Annotated in this window: 23 protein-coding genes and 1 tRNA gene; 13 read left to right on the top strand and 11 right to left on the bottom strand. The window is 43.1% G+C overall.

Annotation, left to right across the window (positions count from 1 at the left end):
• Window positions 1-98: 98 nt before the first annotated feature.
• The gene (locus tag GX654_12210; protein ID NLD37621.1) at window positions 99-1,001 is read right to left on the bottom strand and encodes a fused MFS/spermidine synthase; all 903 of its coding nucleotides are present in this window, start codon (window positions 999-1,001) and stop codon (window positions 99-101) included.
• 87 nt (window positions 1,002-1,088) lie between these two features.
• Here GX654_12210 and GX654_12205 point away from each other — a divergent pair, with 87 nt between their 5' ends.
• The 11 genes from GX654_12205 to GX654_12155 all read left to right on the top strand — a co-directional run bounded on the left by GX654_12205 (window position 1,089) and on the right by GX654_12155 (window position 11,775).
• On the top strand, window positions 1,089-2,534 hold the full coding sequence (locus GX654_12205) for a menaquinone biosynthesis decarboxylase (protein NLD37620.1): 1,446 nt from the start codon (window positions 1,089-1,091) through the stop codon (window positions 2,532-2,534).
• Window positions 2,524-3,363: a UbiA family prenyltransferase gene (locus GX654_12200; protein NLD37619.1), complete on the top strand. Its 840-nt coding sequence runs from the start codon at window positions 2,524-2,526 to the stop codon at window positions 3,361-3,363. Before GX654_12205 ends, GX654_12200 begins: the two co-directional genes overlap by 11 nt.
• Before the next feature lie 16 nt (window positions 3,364-3,379).
• Window positions 3,380-3,973: a UbiX family flavin prenyltransferase gene (locus GX654_12195; protein ID NLD37618.1), complete on the top strand. Its 594-nt coding sequence runs from the start codon at window positions 3,380-3,382 to the stop codon at window positions 3,971-3,973.
• Between the two features lie 232 nt (window positions 3,974-4,205).
• Window positions 4,206-5,321 carry a CofH family radical SAM protein gene (locus tag GX654_12190; protein ID NLD37617.1) on the top strand — a complete coding sequence of 372 codons (1,116 nt, stop codon included), beginning with the start codon at window positions 4,206-4,208 and terminating at the stop codon, window positions 5,319-5,321.
• Window positions 5,321-6,130 carry a menaquinone biosynthesis protein gene (locus tag GX654_12185; protein NLD37616.1) on the top strand — a complete coding sequence of 270 codons (810 nt, stop codon included), beginning with the start codon at window positions 5,321-5,323 and terminating at the stop codon, window positions 6,128-6,130. The genes GX654_12190 and GX654_12185 overlap by 1 nt, the downstream gene beginning before the upstream one ends.
• A 95-nt stretch (window positions 6,131-6,225) precedes the next feature.
• Window positions 6,226-7,296, top strand: coding sequence for a CofH family radical SAM protein (locus GX654_12180; protein NLD37615.1), 1,071 nt, complete (start codon window positions 6,226-6,228; stop codon window positions 7,294-7,296).
• 90 nt (window positions 7,297-7,386) lie between these two features.
• A complete protein-coding gene (locus tag GX654_12175; protein NLD37614.1) occupies window positions 7,387-8,199 on the top strand; it encodes a 1,4-dihydroxy-6-naphthoate synthase in 813 nt (270 codons plus the stop codon).
• Window positions 8,181-8,819: a 5'-methylthioadenosine/S-adenosylhomocysteine nucleosidase gene (locus tag GX654_12170; protein ID NLD37613.1), complete on the top strand. Its 639-nt coding sequence runs from the start codon at window positions 8,181-8,183 to the stop codon at window positions 8,817-8,819. The genes GX654_12175 and GX654_12170 overlap by 19 nt, the downstream gene beginning before the upstream one ends.
• A 186-nt stretch (window positions 8,820-9,005) precedes the next feature.
• Window positions 9,006-9,419, top strand: a complete 414-nt coding sequence (locus GX654_12165) for a hypothetical protein (GenBank protein NLD37612.1) — start codon at window positions 9,006-9,008, stop codon at window positions 9,417-9,419.
• Between the two features lie 66 nt (window positions 9,420-9,485).
• Window positions 9,486-9,899 carry a BlaI/MecI/CopY family transcriptional regulator gene (locus GX654_12160; protein ID NLD37611.1) on the top strand — a complete coding sequence of 138 codons (414 nt, stop codon included), beginning with the start codon at window positions 9,486-9,488 and terminating at the stop codon, window positions 9,897-9,899.
• The gene (locus tag GX654_12155) at window positions 9,877-11,775 is read left to right on the top strand and encodes a M56 family metallopeptidase (GenBank protein ID NLD37610.1); all 1,899 of its coding nucleotides are present in this window, start codon (window positions 9,877-9,879) and stop codon (window positions 11,773-11,775) included. The genes GX654_12160 and GX654_12155 overlap by 23 nt, the downstream gene beginning before the upstream one ends.
• 126 nt (window positions 11,776-11,901) lie before the next feature.
• Here the strand turns inward: GX654_12155 and GX654_12150 are convergent, their stop codons facing one another.
• The gene (locus GX654_12150) at window positions 11,902-12,291 is read right to left on the bottom strand and encodes a type II toxin-antitoxin system VapC family toxin (protein NLD37609.1); all 390 of its coding nucleotides are present in this window, start codon (window positions 12,289-12,291) and stop codon (window positions 11,902-11,904) included.
• On the bottom strand, window positions 12,276-12,518 hold the full coding sequence (locus GX654_12145; protein NLD37608.1) for a hypothetical protein: 243 nt from the start codon (window positions 12,516-12,518) through the stop codon (window positions 12,276-12,278). Before GX654_12145 ends, GX654_12150 begins: the two co-directional genes overlap by 16 nt.
• Window positions 12,519-13,005: 487 nt before the next feature.
• Here GX654_12145 and GX654_12140 point away from each other — a divergent pair, with 487 nt between their 5' ends.
• A complete protein-coding gene (locus GX654_12140) occupies window positions 13,006-13,401 on the top strand; it encodes a DUF2914 domain-containing protein (protein ID NLD37607.1) in 396 nt (131 codons plus the stop codon).
• A gap of 88 nt (window positions 13,402-13,489) precedes the next feature.
• Here GX654_12140 and GX654_12135 read toward each other — a convergent pair whose 3' ends face one another.
• Window positions 13,490-14,137: a hypothetical protein gene (locus tag GX654_12135; GenBank protein NLD37606.1), complete on the bottom strand. Its 648-nt coding sequence runs from the start codon at window positions 14,135-14,137 to the stop codon at window positions 13,490-13,492.
• Window positions 14,138-14,252: 115 nt separating this feature from the next.
• Here GX654_12135 and GX654_12130 point away from each other — a divergent pair, with 115 nt between their 5' ends.
• Window positions 14,253-15,161 carry a LysR family transcriptional regulator gene (locus tag GX654_12130; GenBank protein NLD37605.1) on the top strand — a complete coding sequence of 303 codons (909 nt, stop codon included), beginning with the start codon at window positions 14,253-14,255 and terminating at the stop codon, window positions 15,159-15,161.
• A 91-nt stretch (window positions 15,162-15,252) separates the two neighbouring features.
• On the opposite strand, the gene fabD is transcribed toward GX654_12130, so the two are convergent.
• The 7 genes from fabD to GX654_12095 all read right to left on the bottom strand — a co-directional run bounded on the left by fabD (window position 15,253) and on the right by GX654_12095 (window position 19,841).
• Complete coding sequence (fabD, locus tag GX654_12125) at window positions 15,253-16,194, bottom strand: ACP S-malonyltransferase (GenBank protein ID NLD37604.1); 942 nt, start codon at window positions 16,192-16,194, stop codon at window positions 15,253-15,255.
• A gap of 72 nt (window positions 16,195-16,266) precedes the next feature.
• Window positions 16,267-16,827, bottom strand: a complete 561-nt coding sequence (locus GX654_12120; GenBank protein NLD37603.1) for a DUF507 family protein — start codon at window positions 16,825-16,827, stop codon at window positions 16,267-16,269.
• Between the two features lie 48 nt (window positions 16,828-16,875).
• Entirely contained in the window at window positions 16,876-17,208 is a 333-nt protein-coding gene (locus GX654_12115) for a zinc ribbon domain-containing protein (GenBank protein ID NLD37602.1), read from the bottom strand.
• A gap of 26 nt (window positions 17,209-17,234) precedes the next feature.
• A complete protein-coding gene (locus GX654_12110) occupies window positions 17,235-17,765 on the bottom strand; it encodes a hypothetical protein (GenBank protein NLD37601.1) in 531 nt (176 codons plus the stop codon).
• 81 nt (window positions 17,766-17,846) lie between these two features.
• Window positions 17,847-17,920, bottom strand: a tRNA-Met gene (locus GX654_12105).
• 88 nt (window positions 17,921-18,008) lie between these two features.
• Window positions 18,009-18,992, bottom strand: a complete 984-nt coding sequence (locus tag GX654_12100; GenBank protein ID NLD37600.1) for an electron transfer flavoprotein subunit alpha/FixB family protein — start codon at window positions 18,990-18,992, stop codon at window positions 18,009-18,011.
• A 54-nt stretch (window positions 18,993-19,046) separates the two neighbouring features.
• Entirely contained in the window at window positions 19,047-19,841 is a 795-nt protein-coding gene (locus GX654_12095; GenBank protein ID NLD37599.1) for an electron transfer flavoprotein subunit beta/FixA family protein, read from the bottom strand.
• Window positions 19,842-19,924 lie beyond the last annotated feature (83 nt).

The raw sequence follows: 19,924 nt of genomic DNA, 5'->3' as shown, positions 1-19,924 counted from the left end.
AACACGGGATAAAACTTAAAAGATAAACCCCCGTGACCTCCGTGGTTAATTATATTGATTCATGTTAAATGGTACCGGATTTATACTACAGAATAATACTAAGAATCTTTAGAATCAGTAATCACCTTTGCGGAGATCTTTGGCGTATATCTCGACCTGAACTGCCTTGCAACAGAGAGCATGCTGAATGAAAAGTGATACAACTCCTGAAGCGCATGCGCCCTCTCTTCTATATCCTTTTTATTAATATCCGGGGCATCTGGGCCGGGTGATATAAAGACCGCATTCTGTGCAATACCGCCCATAAAGATGTAGCACCTTTTAAATACCTTCCTGTAGGTCTTGAGCATGGAATGGAACAACCTGTTGTCAACAAGCACATTAGCCGCCACAACACCCTTCGGGTCAAGCACCTGTATAACCTCCTTTAAAAACTCTTTTGTAATGAGGTGCCTGGGTATTGAACTGCTGTTGAATGCATCCAGGATTACCATATCATACCTTTTACCTAAGCTATCCTTTGCCATCTTCTGTATGAAGGTACGGCCATCTCCAATATGCACCCTGACCATTTCACCGGTGGTAAACATGAAAAATCTTTCTGCTACCTCAACCACCTCAGGGTCTATATCCACCACATCAATCTCAGCTTCCGGGATATAATGGCTGATCGCACGGGGAAGCGCGCCTCCACCAAGGCCGATAATCAAAACCTTTAAAGGCATGTCATTAATAAAAAGGGCAGCGAACGCAAGCCTCGTATACTCGAGGAGCAAATAATCCGGGTCATTCAGGTCTATACGTGATTGTTTTCCGTCATCATGGCCATCACCAAGACGCAGGGTCCTGATAGAGCCCTCTTCATAGACCATGATATGGTGGTATTTGCTGACCTTTTCATAGATGAGCTTTTCACCTTTTATCCTGAATGCAAAAAGCATCACAGAAAAAAGGGCAAGAGAAATTATCAGTATGGAAAATATGAGGATATCTATTGACAAAAGCACCACCGGTCATTCAGGTTTTTTTCTTTGCTTTGAAATCTACCTTATTATATAAATTTTTTAAACCATATTTATGAGGAGCATATGTCCTTTAAAAACCTGAACCAATTTATATCAGCCCTTGAGAAGGCCGGCGAACTGAAGAGGGTCACGGCAGAGGTTGACCCTTATCTGGAGATTACAGAGATCGCTGACCGGATGAGCAAGACTAACGGCCCGGCAATCCTGTTTGAAAAGACAAAGGGCTCTGACTTCCCCCTGCTGATAAATGCCTTTGGCAGTTTCAGGCGGATGGAGATGGCATTAAGCTCTCCATCCCTTGATGATATTGGTAAAAGGATAGAGACCCTTATTAAGATGCAGCCACCTTCAGGGCTGTTTGAAAAGATCAAACTGCTTCTTACGCTTAAGGAGATAGCTGATTTTATACCTAAAAAGGTAAAACATGGCCCATGCCAGGATCGGATTTTTGATTCAAAATCCGACCTTCTGGACATGCTGCCCATTATTACATGCTGGCCGTCTGATGGCGGCCCATTTATCACGCTTCCGATTGTTATCACAAAAGACCCTGAGACAGGCATCCAGAACCTTGGCATGTACCGGATGCACAAGTATGACAGGGCCTCAACAGGCATGCACTGGCAGTATAATAAAGATGGCACACGCCATTTTGACAAGTATAAAAACATGGGTAAAAGGATGGAGGTTGCAGTGGCCCTTGGCGGCTCCCCTGCGGTTACATATGCCGCATCTGCGCCACTTCCGCCGGATATTGATGAACTCATGCTGGCCGGTTTTTTAAATGAAAAACCGGTTGATATAGTTAAAGGTGAGACGGTTGATCTCTATGTGCCGGCAGAGTCTGACTTTATTATAGAGGGCTATGTTGACCCCCATGAAGAGAGGCTCGAAGGCCCGTTTGGCGACCATACAGGTTTTTATTCTGCGGCTGATATGTACCCGGTGTTTCATGTCACCTGTATTACATGCAGGAATGATGCGGTCTACCCCGCAACCATAGTGGGTAAGCCCCCAATGGAGGACTGCTACATGGCAAAGGCCACAGAGCGGATATTTTTACCCATTATAAAAATGATCCTGCCTGAGATAAAGGACATAGAGCTACCAATAGAGGGGGTATTTCATAACTGCGCCCTGGTGAGTATAGATAAAAAATACCCCGGCCAGGCCAAAAAGGTGATAAACGCACTATGGGGGCTGGGGCAGTTTTCATCAACCAAGTTTATTGCTGTGTTTGACAGGGATATTGACCTGAGGGATTCTGCCACTGTTTTATGGAAGCTCCTGAACAATGTGGACCCGGGAAGGGACCTGCTCTTTTCTCAGGGGCCGCTTGATGCCCTTGACCACTCTGCATCATACGCAAATTTCGGGGGCAAGATGGGTATAGATGCCACAAGAAAAACCCGTGAAGAGGGGATGGGCAGGGAGTGGCCTGAGGAGATAGTCATGGCCCCTGATGTAAAGGCCCTTGTGGTGAGGCGATGGAAGGAATATGGATTTTAAGAGGTTTTCAGAGCTGATACTTATTGAGCAGACCCTTTTTACCCTTCCATTTGCATACCTGGGCCTCCTCTTTGCCGGTGGGGGGACATTTAAAACGTGGATACTGGTAACAATAGCCCTTGCTGCGGCCAGAACAAGCGGGATGGCATTCAACAGGGTGATAGATGCGAAGATAGATAAAGAAAACCCCAGGACAAAGGAGAGGGTGGTTCCAAGGGGTGATGCAAGACCTGTTACTGTCTGGCTGATTGCTGTTATATCGGCCTTTGTGCTGATTGTCGCATCATACATGATTAACACGCTTTGCTTTTATCTCTCTTTTGTGGCGGTGTTTCTTCTTTTTACCTACTCTTACCTGAAGAGGTTTTCATCATCATCCCATTTTTACCTGGGGTTTTTAGAGGCAGCAGCGCCCGTTGGGGGGTATCTTGCTGTTACAGGCACATTTGCATTTACCCCGTTTCTCCTGGGATTTGTTATAATGGCCTGGATAGCGGGGCTTGATATCATCTACTCTATACAGGATCGGGATTTTGACCAAAAGGCAGGGCTTTATTCAATGCCGGTAAAACTTGGGATCAAAAATGCAATTAACCTGTCCGGGATATGCTATGTATGCTCATTTGCAGGGATGGTACTTGCAGGGATTGTTGGTGGCATGAAATGGCCTTACTTTCTCGCAATATTGCCTGTAGGTATTATATTTGTGTATCATCAGATGCTAGGCCGATCCGGCATGCTTGGGGAGAGATACTCAAGGCTTTTTAAGACAAATATGCTTATCTCGCCTCTGCTTTTAGCCGGGACATGGGCATCTATTATAGTATGATGGGAAAGGGGTATATATGATTGTTTGCGCAGTAACAGGGGCAAGCGGGCCCATTATGGGTATAAGGCTCATGGAAGAGCTGCTTAAGGGGGGTGAGGCTGTTACAGGAATCGCATCAAAAGGCAGCCTGAAGATCATGGAACATGAACTCTCCTGCCCCATATCAGAGGGTTTCCCTTTGACCGGGATACTTGAACAAAGGGGAAATGTGGCTGACCTTACAAATTTCAGGGAGTATGACGACAACAATTTCAATGCCCCGTGCGCAAGCGGTACATCAGCGTTTGAGGCGATTGTGGTTGCACCATGCTCCATGAAAAGCCTTTCGGCCATAGCAAACGGCTACGCTGATAACCTCATAACAAGGGCATGCGATGTTGCGCTAAAGGAGAGAAAGAAATGCATTATTGTGCCAAGGGAAACGCCTTTTAATCTGATCCACATAGAAAACATGAGAAGAGCAACCCTTGCAGGAGCTATAATAGCCCCTCCCATACCGGGGTTTTATACAAGGCCGCAGACTGCGGATGATATCGTGGATTTTATTGTCGGAAAGATTCTTAATTTGCTTGGTAAAAGGCATGACCTTTTTAAGGGCTGGGGAGAATGACCGTAGAGACAAGGCATGCCTTGTCTCTACAATTCAGGGGGGAGTAAAAGAGGAGAGAAAGATTTCTGATTTATTGAATTATTGTTGGAGACAACCAGATAATTCTTTTTAGACAACTTGTTTCTGGATTCCCCGGTCACGCCGGGGAATGACGGTCTTTTGCCATATTTTTCCAATTCGTCATTCCCCGACCTTGATCAAGGAATCCAGTCTTTTTATTGATTGGATTGAAATGAATTTTATAGATTCCATAAAAGATAATAAATTAAAGGCAATCGCTGAAAAGGTAGCAAACAGCATACCTGTGGATGAAGCAGATTCCTTTGCAATGCTTACTACAAACAGCATTCTTGATCTGGGAGAGATTTCAAACTTTATTAAACAGCAGCTTCATGGCAGAAATGTTTACTATGGCGTAAACATGAACCTTAACTACACCAACATATGCGAGCTGCGTTGCCCTTTATGCGCCTTTTCAAAGGATAAAGGAGAAGAGGGGAGTTTTGCCCTCTCACTTACTGAGATAAAACAGAGGGTTTCAGAGGCGGTTAACTCAGGGATAGATGAGGTTCATATAGTAGGGGGGCTTAACCCTGACCTCAGACTGGATTACTTTGAGGAGATGCTCTCCATTATAAAAAGGATAAAGCCCGATATCTTTATTGTAGCATTCACCGCTGTTGAGTATGATTACTTTGCAAAGCTAAACAACCTGCCCATTGAGACTGTATTCAAAAGGCTGATTGATGCCGGAGTAAATGCCCTGCCAGGCGGAGGGGCAGAGATATTTGCTCAGGGTGTCAGGAATATTATTGCCCCAAAAAAAATATCAGGAAAAAGATGGTTAGAGGTGATGGAGACAGCGCATGGGCTCGGGCTCAGGACAAACGCCACCATGCTTTATAATCACCTGGAAAAAACTGAAGATATAGTGGATCATCTATTCCGCATAAGAGATCTTCAGGATAAAACCGGAGGCTTTAAGGCATTTGTGCCCCTTGCCTTTCACAAAGAAAACACATCCATAAAGACAGATCGGCCAGGCCAAACAACAGGCTATGATGATATAAGGATTTATGCCACAAGCCGTATCGTGCTTCATAACATCCCACACATAAAGGCGCTCTGGATGTACCTTGGCGAAAAGATGGCCCAGACAATGCTGCATTTTGGAGCGGATGAGATGGGCGCCACATACAACAATGAAAAGGTGGTGCACGCAGCAGGTGCCAGGACCCCGGACTTCGGCTCAGAGGCTTTTCTGAAAAGGTTGATTATAGATGCCGGCATGACACCTGTAAGGACAACCGCAGGTTATGGTGACACCAAAGCAAAAGGGGAGACTTAATGAAACTTGGTTATATTGACTATTTGAACTGCTACCCCTTTTACTACCACATGTTTGAACATGAACAGTTAGATGGTATTGAGGTCATTCAGAGATACCCCAATGAACTCAACCGCATGATGAGAGAAGGTGAGCTCGATATGAGCGCCATATCTGCTGCAACATACCCCCTTATACAGGAGAGGGCAGTGCTCTTGCCTGATTTCTGCCTCAGCTCCATTGGGTATGTGGGCTCTGTAATATTAAGAAGCAACCTGCCTATTGAAGAGCTTGGCGGAAAGCGGGTTGGTCTTACAAGGGCATCCCATACCTCTGTGCTGCTTTTAAAGATGCTCCTTAAAAACTATTATAATGTTGAGCCTGAATATGTGCTTACACAACCAAATCCCTCCATGGATGGCCTTGAAGCAGTGCTTATGATTGGTAATGAGGCAATGGTTAAGAGCAGCACCCCTGTCTCCTTTTCCTATGACCTGGGCGAATTGTGGTTAAGAAAGACAGGTTACCCTGTTGTATTTGCCGTGTTTGCCATAAATGAAGAGGTTATTAATAAATATGCCGACGAGATAAAAAGGGTAGTCGAGTCATACAGGATTTCTATCGAGTGTCTTGAAAAAGAGGTGGAAAGGGTGGTTGCTGCTGCGCAACGCAAGTACCCGGATATTGCCTATGATGTAAAGGGGTACTATGAAACCTGCCTCCAATTCAAATTTTCAGAGAGATTAAAACAGGCACTTAACTTTTATTATGATAAGGCATTTGAGATAGGGCTGTTTGAGAAAGAGGTGAAGATAAGATACTTTAGGTAACTTTTTAATTTTTCCATACATACCGAAGACTGGATTCCCCGGTCAAGCCGGGGAATCCAGGATTTGTAGCTGTTATATACGTAATAGTGGCGAACATGAAACAAAATAATAAAGAACTAAAAGATCGAATTTATTCAGGTACACGAATCACTCCTGAAGAGGCCTTAACCCTCTTCTCATGGGACATTATTGAGCTGGGCAGGCTTGGCGACTTAAGGCGGAAGATGATCTTTCCCCATGAACAGGTGGGTTTTATTATTGACCGCATCATAAACTACAGCAACATCTGCGAGGCCGGGTGCGCATTCTGCGCCTATCACGCAAAGGCAAACAGGGTACCCGCCTATGAGCTAAGTAATGAAGAGATAATAGATAAAGTAAAGGAGCTTAAGGCCATGGGCGGCAGCCAGGTGATGCTCCAGGGCGGGCTTCATCCAACCTACAGGCTTGAAAAATACCTGGAGATGATTCGTATTACAAGGGAGACATTCCCTGAATGCCTTATTCATGCATTTTCCCCATCAGAGCTTTTTCACATTGCAAAAAAAGAGGGGATGAACCTCATTAAACTTATCGGTATCTTAAAGAACGCAGGGCTTGATTCAGTACCAGGGGCATCAGACATACTTGTGGACCGTGTACGTAAAAGGGTGAGTCCCAAAAAGATCACCACTTCCGAGTGGTGCACAGTTATGGATGCTCTTCACCACCATAATATGATGTCCAGCGCAACCATGACCTATGGCATGGGAGAGACATATGAGGAGCGGATCGAACACCTAAGGGTAATAAGGGAGGTGCAGGAGAGGACAGGTATTATAAGGGCATTTATTCCCTGGTCTTTTTCTCCTGCATCAACACAGATGAGTGATATTATTCCGGCAACCGGCATTGATTACCTGAAGATGGTGGCCATAGGAAGGATCTTTCTCGATAATGTAGTATACATACAGGCAGGCTGGCTTACAGAGGGCATGAAGCTAGCCCAGGTCGCCCTTGCCTTTGGCGCAAATGATATGGGCGGTGTGCTCATGGAAGAGGTGGTGGTAAAATCCACGGGTATAGAGACAAGAACCAATATGGATGAGATGATCGCCGTGATCAGAAATGCCGGAAAAAAACCTGTGCAGCGTGATTCCGTATACAGGGTGATAAGGGAGTGGTGAAAAGAAGGGTTCGAGGATTCAAGGGGTCCAGGGGTCAAGTGAAAACCTGGAAATCAGAAGGCAGAGGTCAGTAGTCAATGAAAGATATAAATGTCAAAACCTAATGAAAATATAGATATCGCCTTTTCATCATGCCCTAATGACACCTTTGTGTTTCATGCCATGATGAATAATCTTGTTGATACAAGGGGACTCTTTTTCAGCGGCCATATTGATGATGTGGAGAGCCTGAACAGTCAGGCAAAAATAGGCGCATATCAGGTTACAAAACTCTCATTTGCTGCATGGCTTAGGCTTAAGGATAAATATGAGCTGTTAGACTCCGGCGCTGCCCTGGGATTTGGATGCGGCCCGCTTCTTGTAGCTCATTCACACGACGTATCTGTAGAGGATGCCATTATTGCTGTCCCTGGAATTGATACAACAGCCAACATGCTGCTCAGGCTCAGATATCCCCATGCTAAAAATACAACTATCGCCAGGTTTGATGAGATACTGCCGGGTATCAGGGATGGGAGGTTTGACGCGGGCGTTATAATCCATGAGGGCAGGTTTGTGTTTAAGGATTATGGCTGCGTGCAGATAATCGATCTTGGCGAATGGTGGGAAGATCAAACATCATCACCCATACCCCTTGGTTGTATTGCCATCAGAAGGGATGCAGAAACAATGGTGTATAAAGAAGCAATTGAATCCATAATAAGGGATTCTGTAAAGTATGCCTTTAAAAACCCTTTGGCCTCCCGTGAATATGTAAAATCCCTTGCGCAGGAGATGGATAATAAAGTTATTGACCAGCACATAAGGCTTTATGTGAATGAGTTTACCATCTCCCTCGGTGATAAGGGAAGAGAGGCGGTTAAAAAACTTGAGGAGATGAGCAGATGCATGAGAGCCCTTTAATATGTCTGGTTGTGGCTACACTTATGGAGGCGGAACCCTTCATAAGGATCCTTGATATGAAAGAGATTGAAAAGAGGCCATTTTTTATTTTTGAGGGAAAAGAGATCATCCTTGGGATATCAGGCATTGGAAAGGCAAATGCCGTCATGTGTACTGTTTATTGCTGTATGAAATATCAACCAAAAATTATCCTTAATGCCGGTGCAGCCGGTGCAGTTGATGAAACACATGAGGTTGGGAGTATCTTCCAGATTAAAAAGACAATAGAACCAGACCGGCCCCATCTTAGGTCAAACACTCCGTGGGTCCAGACACCTAATACTATCGATGGTTTTGAAAATGCTGCTCTCGCCACACAGGATAAACCCATTCATGATGTTGAAACATTTAAAGAACTATCTGCTGTAGCCGACCTGGTAGATATGGAGGGGGCCGCAGTATTACAGGCTGCAAAGAGATTCAATAAAAAGTGCCTGCTTTTCAAGTTCGTGAGCGACTCCCCGCTTCATGCCGGACAGGGACAGATTATAGAAAATATCAAAATGCACATCGCCGCTTTCTGTGAATATGTGTCAGGCAATGTTATCCAGGGTTTAGAAAACAAAAGAGACCCCCTTTAAAACTGTATAAAAAAATCAAATTATTTTATCGTGATATTTCAAGTGGTTAATCGATTCATATGTTAAGGGTCTATCTCTACGAACTATTTCGTTGACAATTACGAAATAGTTCGTATATTGTGTCTGTAATGAAATTGTTTAGCTCTACAGATTTTATATCAACCTTATATATAAGGAGAAGATAAAATGAAAAAGATCATTAAATATGCCGGTTTAGTTCTGATATCTCTTGTCTTTGCTGCATGCGCAACCACCCAGTTTAATGTAGCAGAAAAATACAACCTTGATAATGAACTTAAGGAGGCGACCGAGGTTACCAGCTTCAGGATAAATAGCTGGGAATCCATAGATTCACAATCCCTGATACTGAATACAGATATTAATAACTACTATCTGGTTATTCTGAACCGTCCGGCCATAGCCCTTTCATCCAGTGAAAGCATAGGGGTTACAGTATCCGTTGACAGGGTAAGAAAGGGTTTTGATAATATTGTAGTTACAGACTCCAGTGGAGCTCAATCCTACATTATTCATAAGATATATAAACTTGAAAGCAGGGAGCAGGCAACTGAGATAAAAAAGAGGCTTAAAAAGTCATAATAGTTATAAAGTTCATACAAAGTGCCGGTAATCCTTACCGGCACGATAAAAAGCCAGAGGGTAAACATGAATAGAGAAGAAACACCCATACCAACTGAAATGGAGTTAGAGATCCTGAATGTTTTATGGAAGGAAGGCCCCTGCACTGTACGCGAGGTACAGGATATCCTCAACAGGACAAAAAACACAGGCTATACAACCGTGCTCAAGATGCTTCAGATCATGACCCAGAAAAGACTGGTAACACGTGATGAATCAAACCATGCACATGTATATTTGGCAGGATGTTCAAAACAGAACACACAAAAAAGGCTGGTAGATAACCTTCTTGTTAAGGCTTTTGGAGGGTCACCAGTACAGCTTGCAAGCACGCTCTTTTGTTCTGAAAAACTTACAAAAACAGAGTTTGAAAACTTAAGAAACGAGATTCTCGCCCTTCAAAAAGAGGAGAATGAAAATGGGGATAGCAAGGCTTACTGAACAGATTATTGAATATCTGCTTATATCATCAGCCCTGCTGTTTTTACTGGGAATATTGAGCCTTTTTGCGGTTCAATTATTCAGGATAAAGGGCAAAACAAAAATATGGATATATGCCCTTATATTTATACTGCCTGCTCTCTACCCTTTACGATCCATATTACCTGAATCGATTAAAATCTCTGTCCCTCTGAAATCTGAATATCTTAAGCCATTAACAGGTGTATCTCTATTAACCACTGCTGCAACAGAACCACCTCTATCACAGGTTACCCCTGTTGTTGCTGACAAAGTTAATGGCAGTAAATTAAATGATGGTGAGATAGAGACATCTCCGCGTGAGTTAAGAGAACAAGCCATTGATACTGTATCCATCTTAATTACTAACTGGAAACAGCTTGCAGCAGTAATATGGATGATGGTATTTTCCATCTTACTTATCCGTTTGATTAAAGCCACACATGCTATAAAAAGGCTTCTCAGGATTTCAACCCCTGTAACAGACCAGAGGATCATTGAATTACTTCGTCAGAGTGCCTCTGATACAGGCCTCACCTATGTGCCTTCGCTCTATGAGACGCGAGGTGTTTTTACACCCATGTCAATGGGTTTTATAAGGCCGGTAATAGTAATCCCTGGCCACCTCCTCGCAGAGGACTCCATTGAGGGGCTGAGATTCACTTTTCTTCATGAGTTGAAGCATATAGATCAGCGCCATAATCTTTGGCTTTTAATAGAATCTATAATTGGGGCGGTTTATTTTTTTCATCCTGTCATACACTGGGTAAAAAGAAAGATACATGAAGAGATGGAGCATATCTGCGACGGCCATGTTACCAAGATCACCCAAAAAAGTGTCATATATGCTGATTTTTTGCTTAATGAGATCTGGCAAAATAGCCCCGGCAGGAACCCCGCTTTCTCCCTGCCCTTCATATCATCTGCCTCAAAAACAGCTGACCGTATCCGCACTATACTTGAAAACAGGGTTGCATCTGCCTCTATGCCTGCACGTGAGCTAATGGTGGTGGCATCGGTTTTTATACTCTTTTCATCCTTTATCTTTTTTAAAGGGACAACCAGCATGCAGGTGCATGAAAAGGTAACAACCCCTATATCCTCATTTGAGAGAGTTGAAAGAGGCACTTCGCCTGTTCTGCCCCTGGGTATTGAGAAACTAAATGTCTCTTATATAAAGACCCCCTTAGCCTCTACAGAGAGGATAAATGATACTGTTATCCCCGGTATAGATGCTGTGACAGCAGAAAAAAGTGATGCCCCTGCTGAAAAATCTTATGAAAATCCTGAGACAGCCCCTCTTAATAGTATAACCTCAAACCATAACAACCAAGACATTGAAAATGCCATTCAACCCCAGGGGATTCATACTGAAGAGTCTGCTAATATAGTGAATGACAAAAGGGATATCAGTATGAACATCTCCGGGGTAGATGATGATCAAGGAACAGTGACCCGTAAAGAAACATTGGAAACCCCGGCTGAGACCTCTGCCCAAAGATACCTTGGCGCCCCGGTCAATGAGCTTACTATCCACCGAATAGACAATATTATGGTGCTTGATCAGTATACTATCCTCTTTATCATGCGCGGGCGTGATATGTATCTGACCAGGCTTTCAGACCCATGCCCGGCGCTCTTATATACAAACGACTTTAACCTGCCCTCAATTACCGGGACTATCAGCAAATTTGACCGCATTCAGGCAATATCAAATAGGCAGGTTATGGGCACAACCGGCATGCTCGGGGATTTTTACCCATACAGGTATGAGGGAACTAAAGGCGAGGCGATTAAACTTCTTAAAAAAGAACTGCTTAAAAAACTTGTTTCCGAAGGGGCGCTGAAAAAATCGTAATAAGTGTTAACACCCAATAATTATCAACGATTACCTCTGACGCTAATTATTTATCCTACTACTCTATTACCCCGAGGCATTGTTCAGCAGGCACTGAAAATAATCTACAGATAGGGTTAAATCAGATCAAAAAGAAAATATTCGAAGCCCTGGAATTCTCGAAAAATGTGCAGTGTTTCTAGTGAAAATTGGTATGTCATGAGCTATACATATCCCGGCAATAAGGATATCCTGATTACCTATTAAATTTCCGGTCTTTTTTAAATCATTGTATATTTCAGCAGTTGCCCCTGCATGTTTTTCTTCAAAAGGAAATACAGGAAGAATGGCAGTCAGGGCATCAATCTGCTTAATCCTCTTTTTACCTGTTACTCCCGCATACAGTTCGAAGACAGTGATAGATGTTAAAGCAAGACTATCCTGTATTATTAATTGCTCTATCGCAGAGGCTAGTGGTTCTATACCTGAAAAGTAATCAATAATTACATCTGTATCAGCGATTACGATTTTTTCCAATTTTTCCTGAGCTCTTTTATGTTGGCTTTTATTTCTTCTGCTTCTTTTTTCCAACTCCCTTTCATAGCAAGAACACTGTTTTTTATACCAACGGTTTTTGTCTGATCTGCTATATAATGTTCTATTGCATCTTCAATAATTTTTGAATATCCGCGATGGCCTTTTTGAGCAGCAATAGAAAGCAGCGCACTCCGATGGTTATCTGATATTTCAATTGTTGTCCTCATAAATTACCTCCTGTTAATTAGAGTACTCTAGTATTTAAATGCCTGAAAGTCAAATCTGGGTATCGGTCAAATGCTTTTTAAACCATTTTACTCCTTACTTGTTTGAGTCAATAGGATAACCTCAGATTATATATTCCCTGATTTTATGTTTTCCGCTTGATCTCAATCAAAGAAATCATTAATATCAGCAAGTTATCTTTTCAGGCATTAGAGTTTTAGCCAGATTTTCATGTAAAAAAATATTTTCACCGGAAATTTAAGAGTCACTATTTTACATTTTTATTGATGTTCAATGTGGTTGTTGATTGGATGATGAGAAAGATCGGTAAAAGAGATATAAAAGAAGAAAAAATATTTTTCTTGATAAACATTACAGGAATATGCCAAGAATTATGTTGCGTTATGCAATAGAAAGATTTCCCGAAAGGGAGAGGCAAAGTTATTTGAAAGGCCTTGTTTAACTAAACATATAAGAAGGAGATAACTTATGAAAACGAAGGCATTATTAATGATGTTTTTCTTACTGGCCCTGTCTGCTGTAGCGTTTGCCCAGGAAAACGCAGGAATTAGCGTTGAAGATATCCAGATCGCTACATCCATAGAAAACAGGGAACCCGCAGGGGCTGATGTCAGTTTTGCAGCCGGTGTGGAAAAGCTCTACTGCTTCACAAAAATAAAGAGTGAACAGGAAGAGGACACGATTTTTCATGTGTGGCTTTACAATGACCGTGTAATGGCAAAGATAGAGCTGCCTGTAAAGGGGAAAAGCTGGCGGACATGGTCAGTGAAGAATATTTTACCTGCACATACAGGTAAGTGGCGTGTAGATATAGAATCCCCTGAAGGGACTCTTATTACAAGCAAAGAATTTGAGATAAAGTAAGTTTATCTAATGACCATCCAGAAGAAGACCATTTCTGGATGGTCATTTTTATTTATCAGCCCCGTTCTTCAAAGGTAAAAACTATTGTTTATTTCATTCCTGTGGCCGCATTCAACAGCTCCGCGGTTTTCATGCATATATCTGCAGAAAGGCGGTAACATCTTTCCGTGCGTTCTTTTGAATCAGGATTAAAGCCCGATTTATTGCACCATGCGGCCTTTGAGTTTGTACAAAGAGTTGTCTGTGCAGCCACAGAAGGGATATCCCCGCTAATAATGATTGGCTTATCAGGTTTGTATTTCGGAAGCTCACTCTTTTCATACCATTGAAGCAACGTTGTTATCACATCACCCCTTGTCTTTCCATCAAGAAAAAGACCAATTGCGGCAGAGGCACCAACAAGACCTCCGCAGATACTGCCATAACCACCGATTCCTCCGTTCCCGAATTCCATCATTTTGAATGGAAAAGAATTATATGGTTCTCCATAGCCTTTTGCCAGCTGTGACAATATCCCATAAAAGACCCCATAGCTGCACCCATTCTTTGAATGCCCTTCATAGGCCAGCCTGGCTGCTGTGATTGGCTCAACAGGATGATAGACCCACAATCCCTGTGTGAGGGATGCAACACCTGCGTCTGTTTCACCATTTGCCGTGCGACCCCAAACCAGGGTATGAGCTGCCACTCCTCCTAACGCTATACTTAATCCTAAAAACTTGCGTCTTGATAACATAATTCCTCCTTTCTATCATATGAATGCGTTATGTTTTATTTTTTGTAATCTATTGTGGATTAAGATATGAGTAAAATGATTTGAATTTATCAAAACCATAACTATGGATTATGATATGAATGTAAATCTGAATCAGCTTTGGGTTTTTTATGCTGTGGCAAAATCGCAGGGATTCACCCGTGCGGCAGAAGAGCTGTTCCTGACGCAGCCCGGTGTGAGTAAACACATCAAACAACTGGAAGAGTATTATGGCACCCCTCTCTTTGACAGGATAGGTAAAAAGGTTCTCCCAACCAGGGCAGGGGAGCTTTTGTTGGAGGCCACAACAGAGATGTTTCGTTTGCTGGGTGATGCTAAAAGAAAAATAGATGGTTTAGAGAAATTGACTGCAGGAAGAATAGCCATTGGCGCTAGCTTTACGGCTGGCACCTATCTCCTTCCCGAAATCCTGGGTCATTTTCATCACCTGTATCCCTGGGTTGAATTGCAGCTTGAGATTTCGCTGAGCGACCGTGTTGCGGAAAAGGTAATTTCAAATGATCTGGATATAGGCTTTATCGGCGCACCTTACGAAGATGAAAGATTGATTAACCTGGAGTTCTATCATGACACCCTGGTGGTCATCCTCCCTGAAGAGCATCCTTGGCGGGAAAGGAGGGCTATCCGAATGGCTGAACTGACTGATCAACCATTCATCCTTTCTGTAAAAGGCTCAGGAACCAGGGAGGTGATAGAGAAACATCTGACAAATGCGGGAATAAAATTGCAGAAGACCATTGAATTCGGCAATACAGAAACGGTTAAAAAGGCAGTTGTGGCGGGCATTGGTATTTCTATCCTGTCTGAATCGGTCATCAGGGATGAAATGGCTAGAGGTCAAATCTGTTCTGTAACTCTGGATGAGGGCGGGATTACCAGGACATTTTTTATGGTATCTCATAAAGATAAATACAGGACAAAGGCAGTAGGTGAATTGATCGAAATGGTGAATACCCTGGTAAAAAATAAGGTATCTAATTCTTAAGAGCGTCTATATTTTTATGATGGCGGAGAGCGTCGTATAAAAACATTCCCACGAAGATCGTGGGAATGAAAGAAGTTCAACAAGATTTAGATTACACGTTCATACTGATAAATTCGTTAAGGCTCTGAACACCTTCAACGCTCGATATTTTAATATCGCTCCCCTCGGGCACTATTCTTCCTACTAGCCCCATCATCTGCTTCTGGGGGCCAACATCCACCATAGCATCCACCTTTTCTTCAACCATGCGGAGTATAATGTCATACCACCTTACAGGGGAGGTTAACTGATTGGCCATGATATCCTTTATCTTTTCCGGGTCATTCTCAACACTGGCGGTTGCATTGAACAGGACAGTTGATGAAGGTTTTTGAAACTTGATGCCTTCCATGTATTCCCTGAATTCAGTCACTGCCCCCTTCATAAGGGCACAGTGCCATGCGCCGCTTACCTTTAATGGTACAGCCTTACCCTTTTCTTCTTTTACTAGGGAGAGGGCATATTCCATGGGCGCGGATTCTCCGGTAATTACAATCTGTTCTGCTGAATTGTGATTTGCTACAGCAAGCACCCCCTTCTCCCTTGCCTTTTCAACTATCTTACTGACCTTTTCTATAGAAAGCTTCATAACCGCGGCCATTACACCCGGATGAGTCAAAGACTCCCTGTGCATGAGCTCGCCACGTTTTTTTACAATTCTTAAGGCATCATATTCAGTAAGCACGCCAGCAGACACAAGGGCTGCAAACTCACCAAGGCTGTGCCCGGCAGATATAGATGCCTTTACACCCTTCATGTTCAGTACCTTAAGGCATGCAAGGTTTACCGCTGTAATGGCGGGCTGCTGGTTAACTGTAAGGATGAGCTCCCCATTGGGCCCTTCAAAACAGAGTTTTGACATGGGCTTTTCACAGATGTCATCAAGCCCCCTGAACAGTTCACGCACCTCGGGGAATTCATCAGCAAGGTCTTTGCCCATGCCAATTATCTGTGAATTCTGACCGGGAAACAGAAATGCTATTTTATTGTACATTATTTGCTCCTTATAAAAGCAACCCCTTTCATACGAAAGGGGTTGCATTAATAACCAATAGATTTTTGAACACTATTGAGGAATAGTTCCACTCTGGGGATCACCCATTGTCTTGCGGATGAGCTCTTCAAGTGCAATATCATACTCCCTTGAACCGGGAGAAAGGGATTTGTTGTTTGAAAGCTGCTGCATTATCTTCTCTTCAGCCCTTTCAAACTTGAGGTTTATATTTGAAATAACCCTGTTAACCGCCTTGTAGATATCTTCCTCAGCTCCGAAAACATCTATAACACACGGGTCATTCATGACATCTTCAAGTATAAACTGGGTCATATACAAAGAAATTGGGTTTGGGCGGGGAACAAGGCCCCTTATGGGAGCAATAAAATACTTATAGTCAAACTCGTTAGTCTTCAGGAGTTTTTTAAGGCCCTTAAGTATAAGCTCTGAAAATGCCCCTGTATTATCTGTCTCAACAACCTTCTGCATCAGGAGTTCCTGAGTCAGGCTTAAATGTATCTCATTCAGTTTGAATTTAAGAAACCTGTCCCTCTGGATGGACTGCTTTTTTTCCTGCTGCTCAAGCCTTTTTATCAGTTTATTCTGTTCTTTATCTGTATTTAGATGTTTCATATTTCCTGTTTTTTAAGGGGCACTGGGCCGTTGTTTCATTCAAATAGTCTATTTATCATCTTTTGCTTTTGCAGACTTGGCCTCTCTCTTGCTTGAGGATGTATCTGCACTGTTGTTTTTAGCCTCTTTGGCCGGTTCAGCGCTGTTACCGGTGCTTGCAGCAGGCTCGCCTGAGCCGGACTTGCCGTCATACCCACCTGATTTTGAGGCATAATCAGTTACATACCAACCTGACCCCTTTAAATGAAAAGAGCTGTGGGATATCAGTTTTTTCATTTTGCCTTTGCATTTCTCACATTTTGTGATTGGCGGATCAGATATCTTTTGTAAAACTTCAGAATGATGATGACATTTTGTACATTCATATTCGTAAAAAGGCATTTTTTAACGCACCTCTCTCATAAAAATTACACAGCCAGTTCACATGGTCTGTGGTGTTTGTATGAATCAAGTATATAATTCATATTTTTCAGGGCAATCCTTTTAAGGATTTTAAATGTGGTCTCATGGACAAGCGCCTCTTCTTCCTCCCTGGTTTTTCCTGAAACCTCATACCTCTGAAAAAAATTACAGAACCTGACAATATGCACCAGTTCATGTGTGAAAATATAAACAAGGAGTGGCAGCAAGGTCAGGTCTTTATCTCTTTGAAGGGCATTTAATATTAGATGATCCTGGAGGCATATAAAATAAAAATCACGTTTTTTTGTGCTTGAATCAAAACCTTCGGTTGCTCTTGTGCATTTATTCAGAAGGGCAAATGCAAAGGAGGTTATTTCATTTTCGTCAAGTGATGCAAGCGTTTTTACATCGTACTGAAATTTCTTCCACTGTTCAGACGAAAATTTGTAATAATCACCGATTTTATCCTCAGCTATAAAAAGCGCCTCGCTGATGGTATTAATATTATCATCCTTAAATGCCAAATAGGTCATCACGAAATTCTCTTGATAAATATCGCCCCGATCACGAAAAAATAAACCGGATTTCAAGATTGTCAACACCCTTTGCATTTTTAGTGGCGATGACTGGAGTTGAACCAGTGACCCTACGGATATGAGCCGTATGCTCTGACCATCTGAGCTACATCGCCAATGAACTGCCTAATTTATCCAAATCTTTTCTTTTGTCAAACAAAAAAACCGGGGATTTATATCTCCCCGGTTTTTAACTTAAAAAAGCTATATTACCTTCTTTATCTCTTCTGTTAATGCGGGAACCACATTAAATAGATCATCAACAATACCGTAATCCGCCTTCTGGAAAATGGGAGCCTCGGGGTCTTTATTAATGGCAACAACATATTTTGATGTTGACATGCCTGCCAGGTGCTGAATAGCCCCTGAAATACCGCAGGCAATATACAGGTTAGGTGAAACAACCTTTCCTGTCTGCCCTACCTGATCATTCTGTGTTCTCCATCCTGCATCTACCGCTGAGCGTGATGCGCCTACGGATGCCTTGATAGCATCGGCCAGTTTTTCAAGCACGTCAAATCCTTCAGGCCCCTTCATGCCGCGTCCGCCTGAAACGATCTTGTCGGCCTCGGTGAGGTCTACCTTCCCGCTCTCATCCTTGATAGCATCAGCCACCTTTGTCTTGATTGCGCTGTCATCAAGTGTAAATGCAGCATCAACAATCTCTGAGGTAAGAGCGTCATTCGGCGGGGTTATTGCCATGACATTGGGCCTTGCTGTGGCCATGTTCGGAAAACTATCATCATAACTTACCTCGGCATATGCCTTACCCGCATAGATGGGCCTTGTGGCAACAAGCTTGCCGCCTTCTATCGAAAACTTTGTACAGTCCTGTGCCATGCCCACGCCGAGCTTTGCAGCAAGGCGACCGGCCAGATCTTTTCCCTGTGAGGATGCGCCAAGCAGCAGGATCGCCGGGCTCGCTGCCTTGACGATCTGGGCTATTACTGATGCATATGCATCTGTTGTATATTTTGCAAGCCTTGGGTCATCCGCCACTATAACCTTTTTTGCGCCGTATTTTCCAAGCACTGCTGCCTTATCCTTAATATTTGAACCTAATATAACCGCTGTCAGCTCCTGACCGGAGGCATCAGCAAGCCTTTTACCTTCACTTGCGAGTTCATATGATATCTTTCTTATGTCTCCATCTCTCTGTTCAGCGATGATCATAACTCCTTGAGCCATATTTATATCTCCTTCTTTATTATATCCTTTTTAGTATGGTATCCGGCATGTTAACTAGATAACCTTTGCCTCTTCATGTAACAGTTTCGCAAGCTGTGCTGCCTTTGTCTGTGGTGAATCCCCATCAATGATCTTGCCCGCAGCCCTCTGTGGGGGCGGTGTAAGCGCCACTATTTTTAATTTTCTGGCATCCTTGCCAAATTCTGCTGCATTAAGCCCAAGGTCGGCAAGAGATTTTTCATCAAGAGGTTTCTTTTTTGCCTTCATGATACCGGGAAGTGATGCGTACCTGGGTTCATTGAGACCCTTCTGTGTGGTTAACAGCACCGGTGTGTTTGTCTCCACAACATGGGTTTCGCCCTCTACAGGCCTGTTGGCCTTGACTGCTTTTCCATCTTCAGATACCTCAAGCTTTGTTATGATAGACACCTGAGGGATATCCAGGTATTCTGCAATGGCAGCGCCCACAAGGCCACTGTCATCATCAACGCCCCGCTGGCCTGCAAAAATAATATCATAGCTTACAGTTTTAATTGCAGCGGCAAGTGCCTTCGCAACAGCAAGGGAATCGCTTCCGTCAAGAGCAGGGTCTGTAACCAGGATACCCTTGTCAGCGCCCATTGCAAGGGCGGTGCGAATAGACTCTGCCACCCTTTTTGGGCCAAGCCCTATTACAGTAACCTCACCACCAAATTTTTCCTTTAATCTCAATGCCTCTTCAACCCCATATTCATCGTAGGGGTTCATAACCCATTTGATATCATTTTCAGCAATGGATTTCCCGTCCGGGCCAATCTTTATCTGGGTTTCAGTATCGGGTACCTGTTTCATGCATACAATAATATTCACTTTACTCCTCCTTTAATGTTTCAATGATAGAAAACCTGTTCAATTCTTTAGTTCTTATTAATTATACCAGCCGATTTACATTA

It is taken from the genome of Desulfatiglans sp., assembly GCA_012513605.1.
In the GTDB taxonomy this organism is placed as follows: Bacteria; Desulfobacterota; DSM-4660; order Desulfatiglandales; family HGW-15; genus JAAZBV01.
The sequence above is the reverse complement of the archived record's forward strand: the minus strand, read 5'-3'. Positions and strand labels throughout refer to the sequence as shown.

What these genes read in the sequence shown, in the direction of transcription:
- GX654_12205 (NLD37620.1), top strand. Translation starts at nt 1,089, where the DNA reads ATGTCCTTTAAAAACCTGAACCAATTTATATCAGCCCTTGAGAAGGCC.
- GX654_12200 (NLD37619.1), top strand. Translation starts at nt 2,524, where the DNA reads ATGGATTTTAAGAGGTTTTCAGAGCTGATACTTATTGAGCAGACCCTT.
- GX654_12195 (NLD37618.1), top strand. Translation starts at nt 3,380, where the DNA reads ATGATTGTTTGCGCAGTAACAGGGGCAAGCGGGCCCATTATGGGTATA.
- GX654_12190 (NLD37617.1), top strand. Translation starts at nt 4,206, where the DNA reads ATGAATTTTATAGATTCCATAAAAGATAATAAATTAAAGGCAATCGCT.
- GX654_12185 (NLD37616.1), top strand. Translation starts at nt 5,321, where the DNA reads ATGAAACTTGGTTATATTGACTATTTGAACTGCTACCCCTTTTACTAC.
- GX654_12180 (NLD37615.1), top strand. Translation starts at nt 6,226, where the DNA reads ATGAAACAAAATAATAAAGAACTAAAAGATCGAATTTATTCAGGTACA.
- GX654_12175 (NLD37614.1), top strand. Translation starts at nt 7,387, where the DNA reads ATGTCAAAACCTAATGAAAATATAGATATCGCCTTTTCATCATGCCCT.
- GX654_12170 (NLD37613.1), top strand. Translation starts at nt 8,181, where the DNA reads ATGCATGAGAGCCCTTTAATATGTCTGGTTGTGGCTACACTTATGGAG.
- GX654_12165 (NLD37612.1), top strand. Translation starts at nt 9,006, where the DNA reads ATGAAAAAGATCATTAAATATGCCGGTTTAGTTCTGATATCTCTTGTC.
- GX654_12160 (NLD37611.1), top strand. Translation starts at nt 9,486, where the DNA reads ATGAATAGAGAAGAAACACCCATACCAACTGAAATGGAGTTAGAGATC.
- GX654_12155 (NLD37610.1), top strand. Translation starts at nt 9,877, where the DNA reads ATGGGGATAGCAAGGCTTACTGAACAGATTATTGAATATCTGCTTATA.
- GX654_12145 (NLD37608.1), bottom strand. Translation starts at nt 12,518, where the DNA reads ATGAGGACAACAATTGAAATATCAGATAACCATCGGAGTGCGCTGCTT.
- GX654_12140 (NLD37607.1), top strand. Translation starts at nt 13,006, where the DNA reads ATGAAAACGAAGGCATTATTAATGATGTTTTTCTTACTGGCCCTGTCT.
- GX654_12135 (NLD37606.1), bottom strand. Translation starts at nt 14,137, where the DNA reads ATGTTATCAAGACGCAAGTTTTTAGGATTAAGTATAGCGTTAGGAGGA.
- GX654_12130 (NLD37605.1), top strand. Translation starts at nt 14,253, where the DNA reads ATGAATGTAAATCTGAATCAGCTTTGGGTTTTTTATGCTGTGGCAAAA.
- fabD (NLD37604.1), bottom strand. Translation starts at nt 16,194, where the DNA reads ATGTACAATAAAATAGCATTTCTGTTTCCCGGTCAGAATTCACAGATA.
- GX654_12120 (NLD37603.1), bottom strand. Translation starts at nt 16,827, where the DNA reads ATGAAACATCTAAATACAGATAAAGAACAGAATAAACTGATAAAAAGG.
- GX654_12115 (NLD37602.1), bottom strand. Translation starts at nt 17,208, where the DNA reads ATGCCTTTTTACGAATATGAATGTACAAAATGTCATCATCATTCTGAA.
- GX654_12100 (NLD37600.1), bottom strand. Translation starts at nt 18,992, where the DNA reads ATGGCTCAAGGAGTTATGATCATCGCTGAACAGAGAGATGGAGACATA.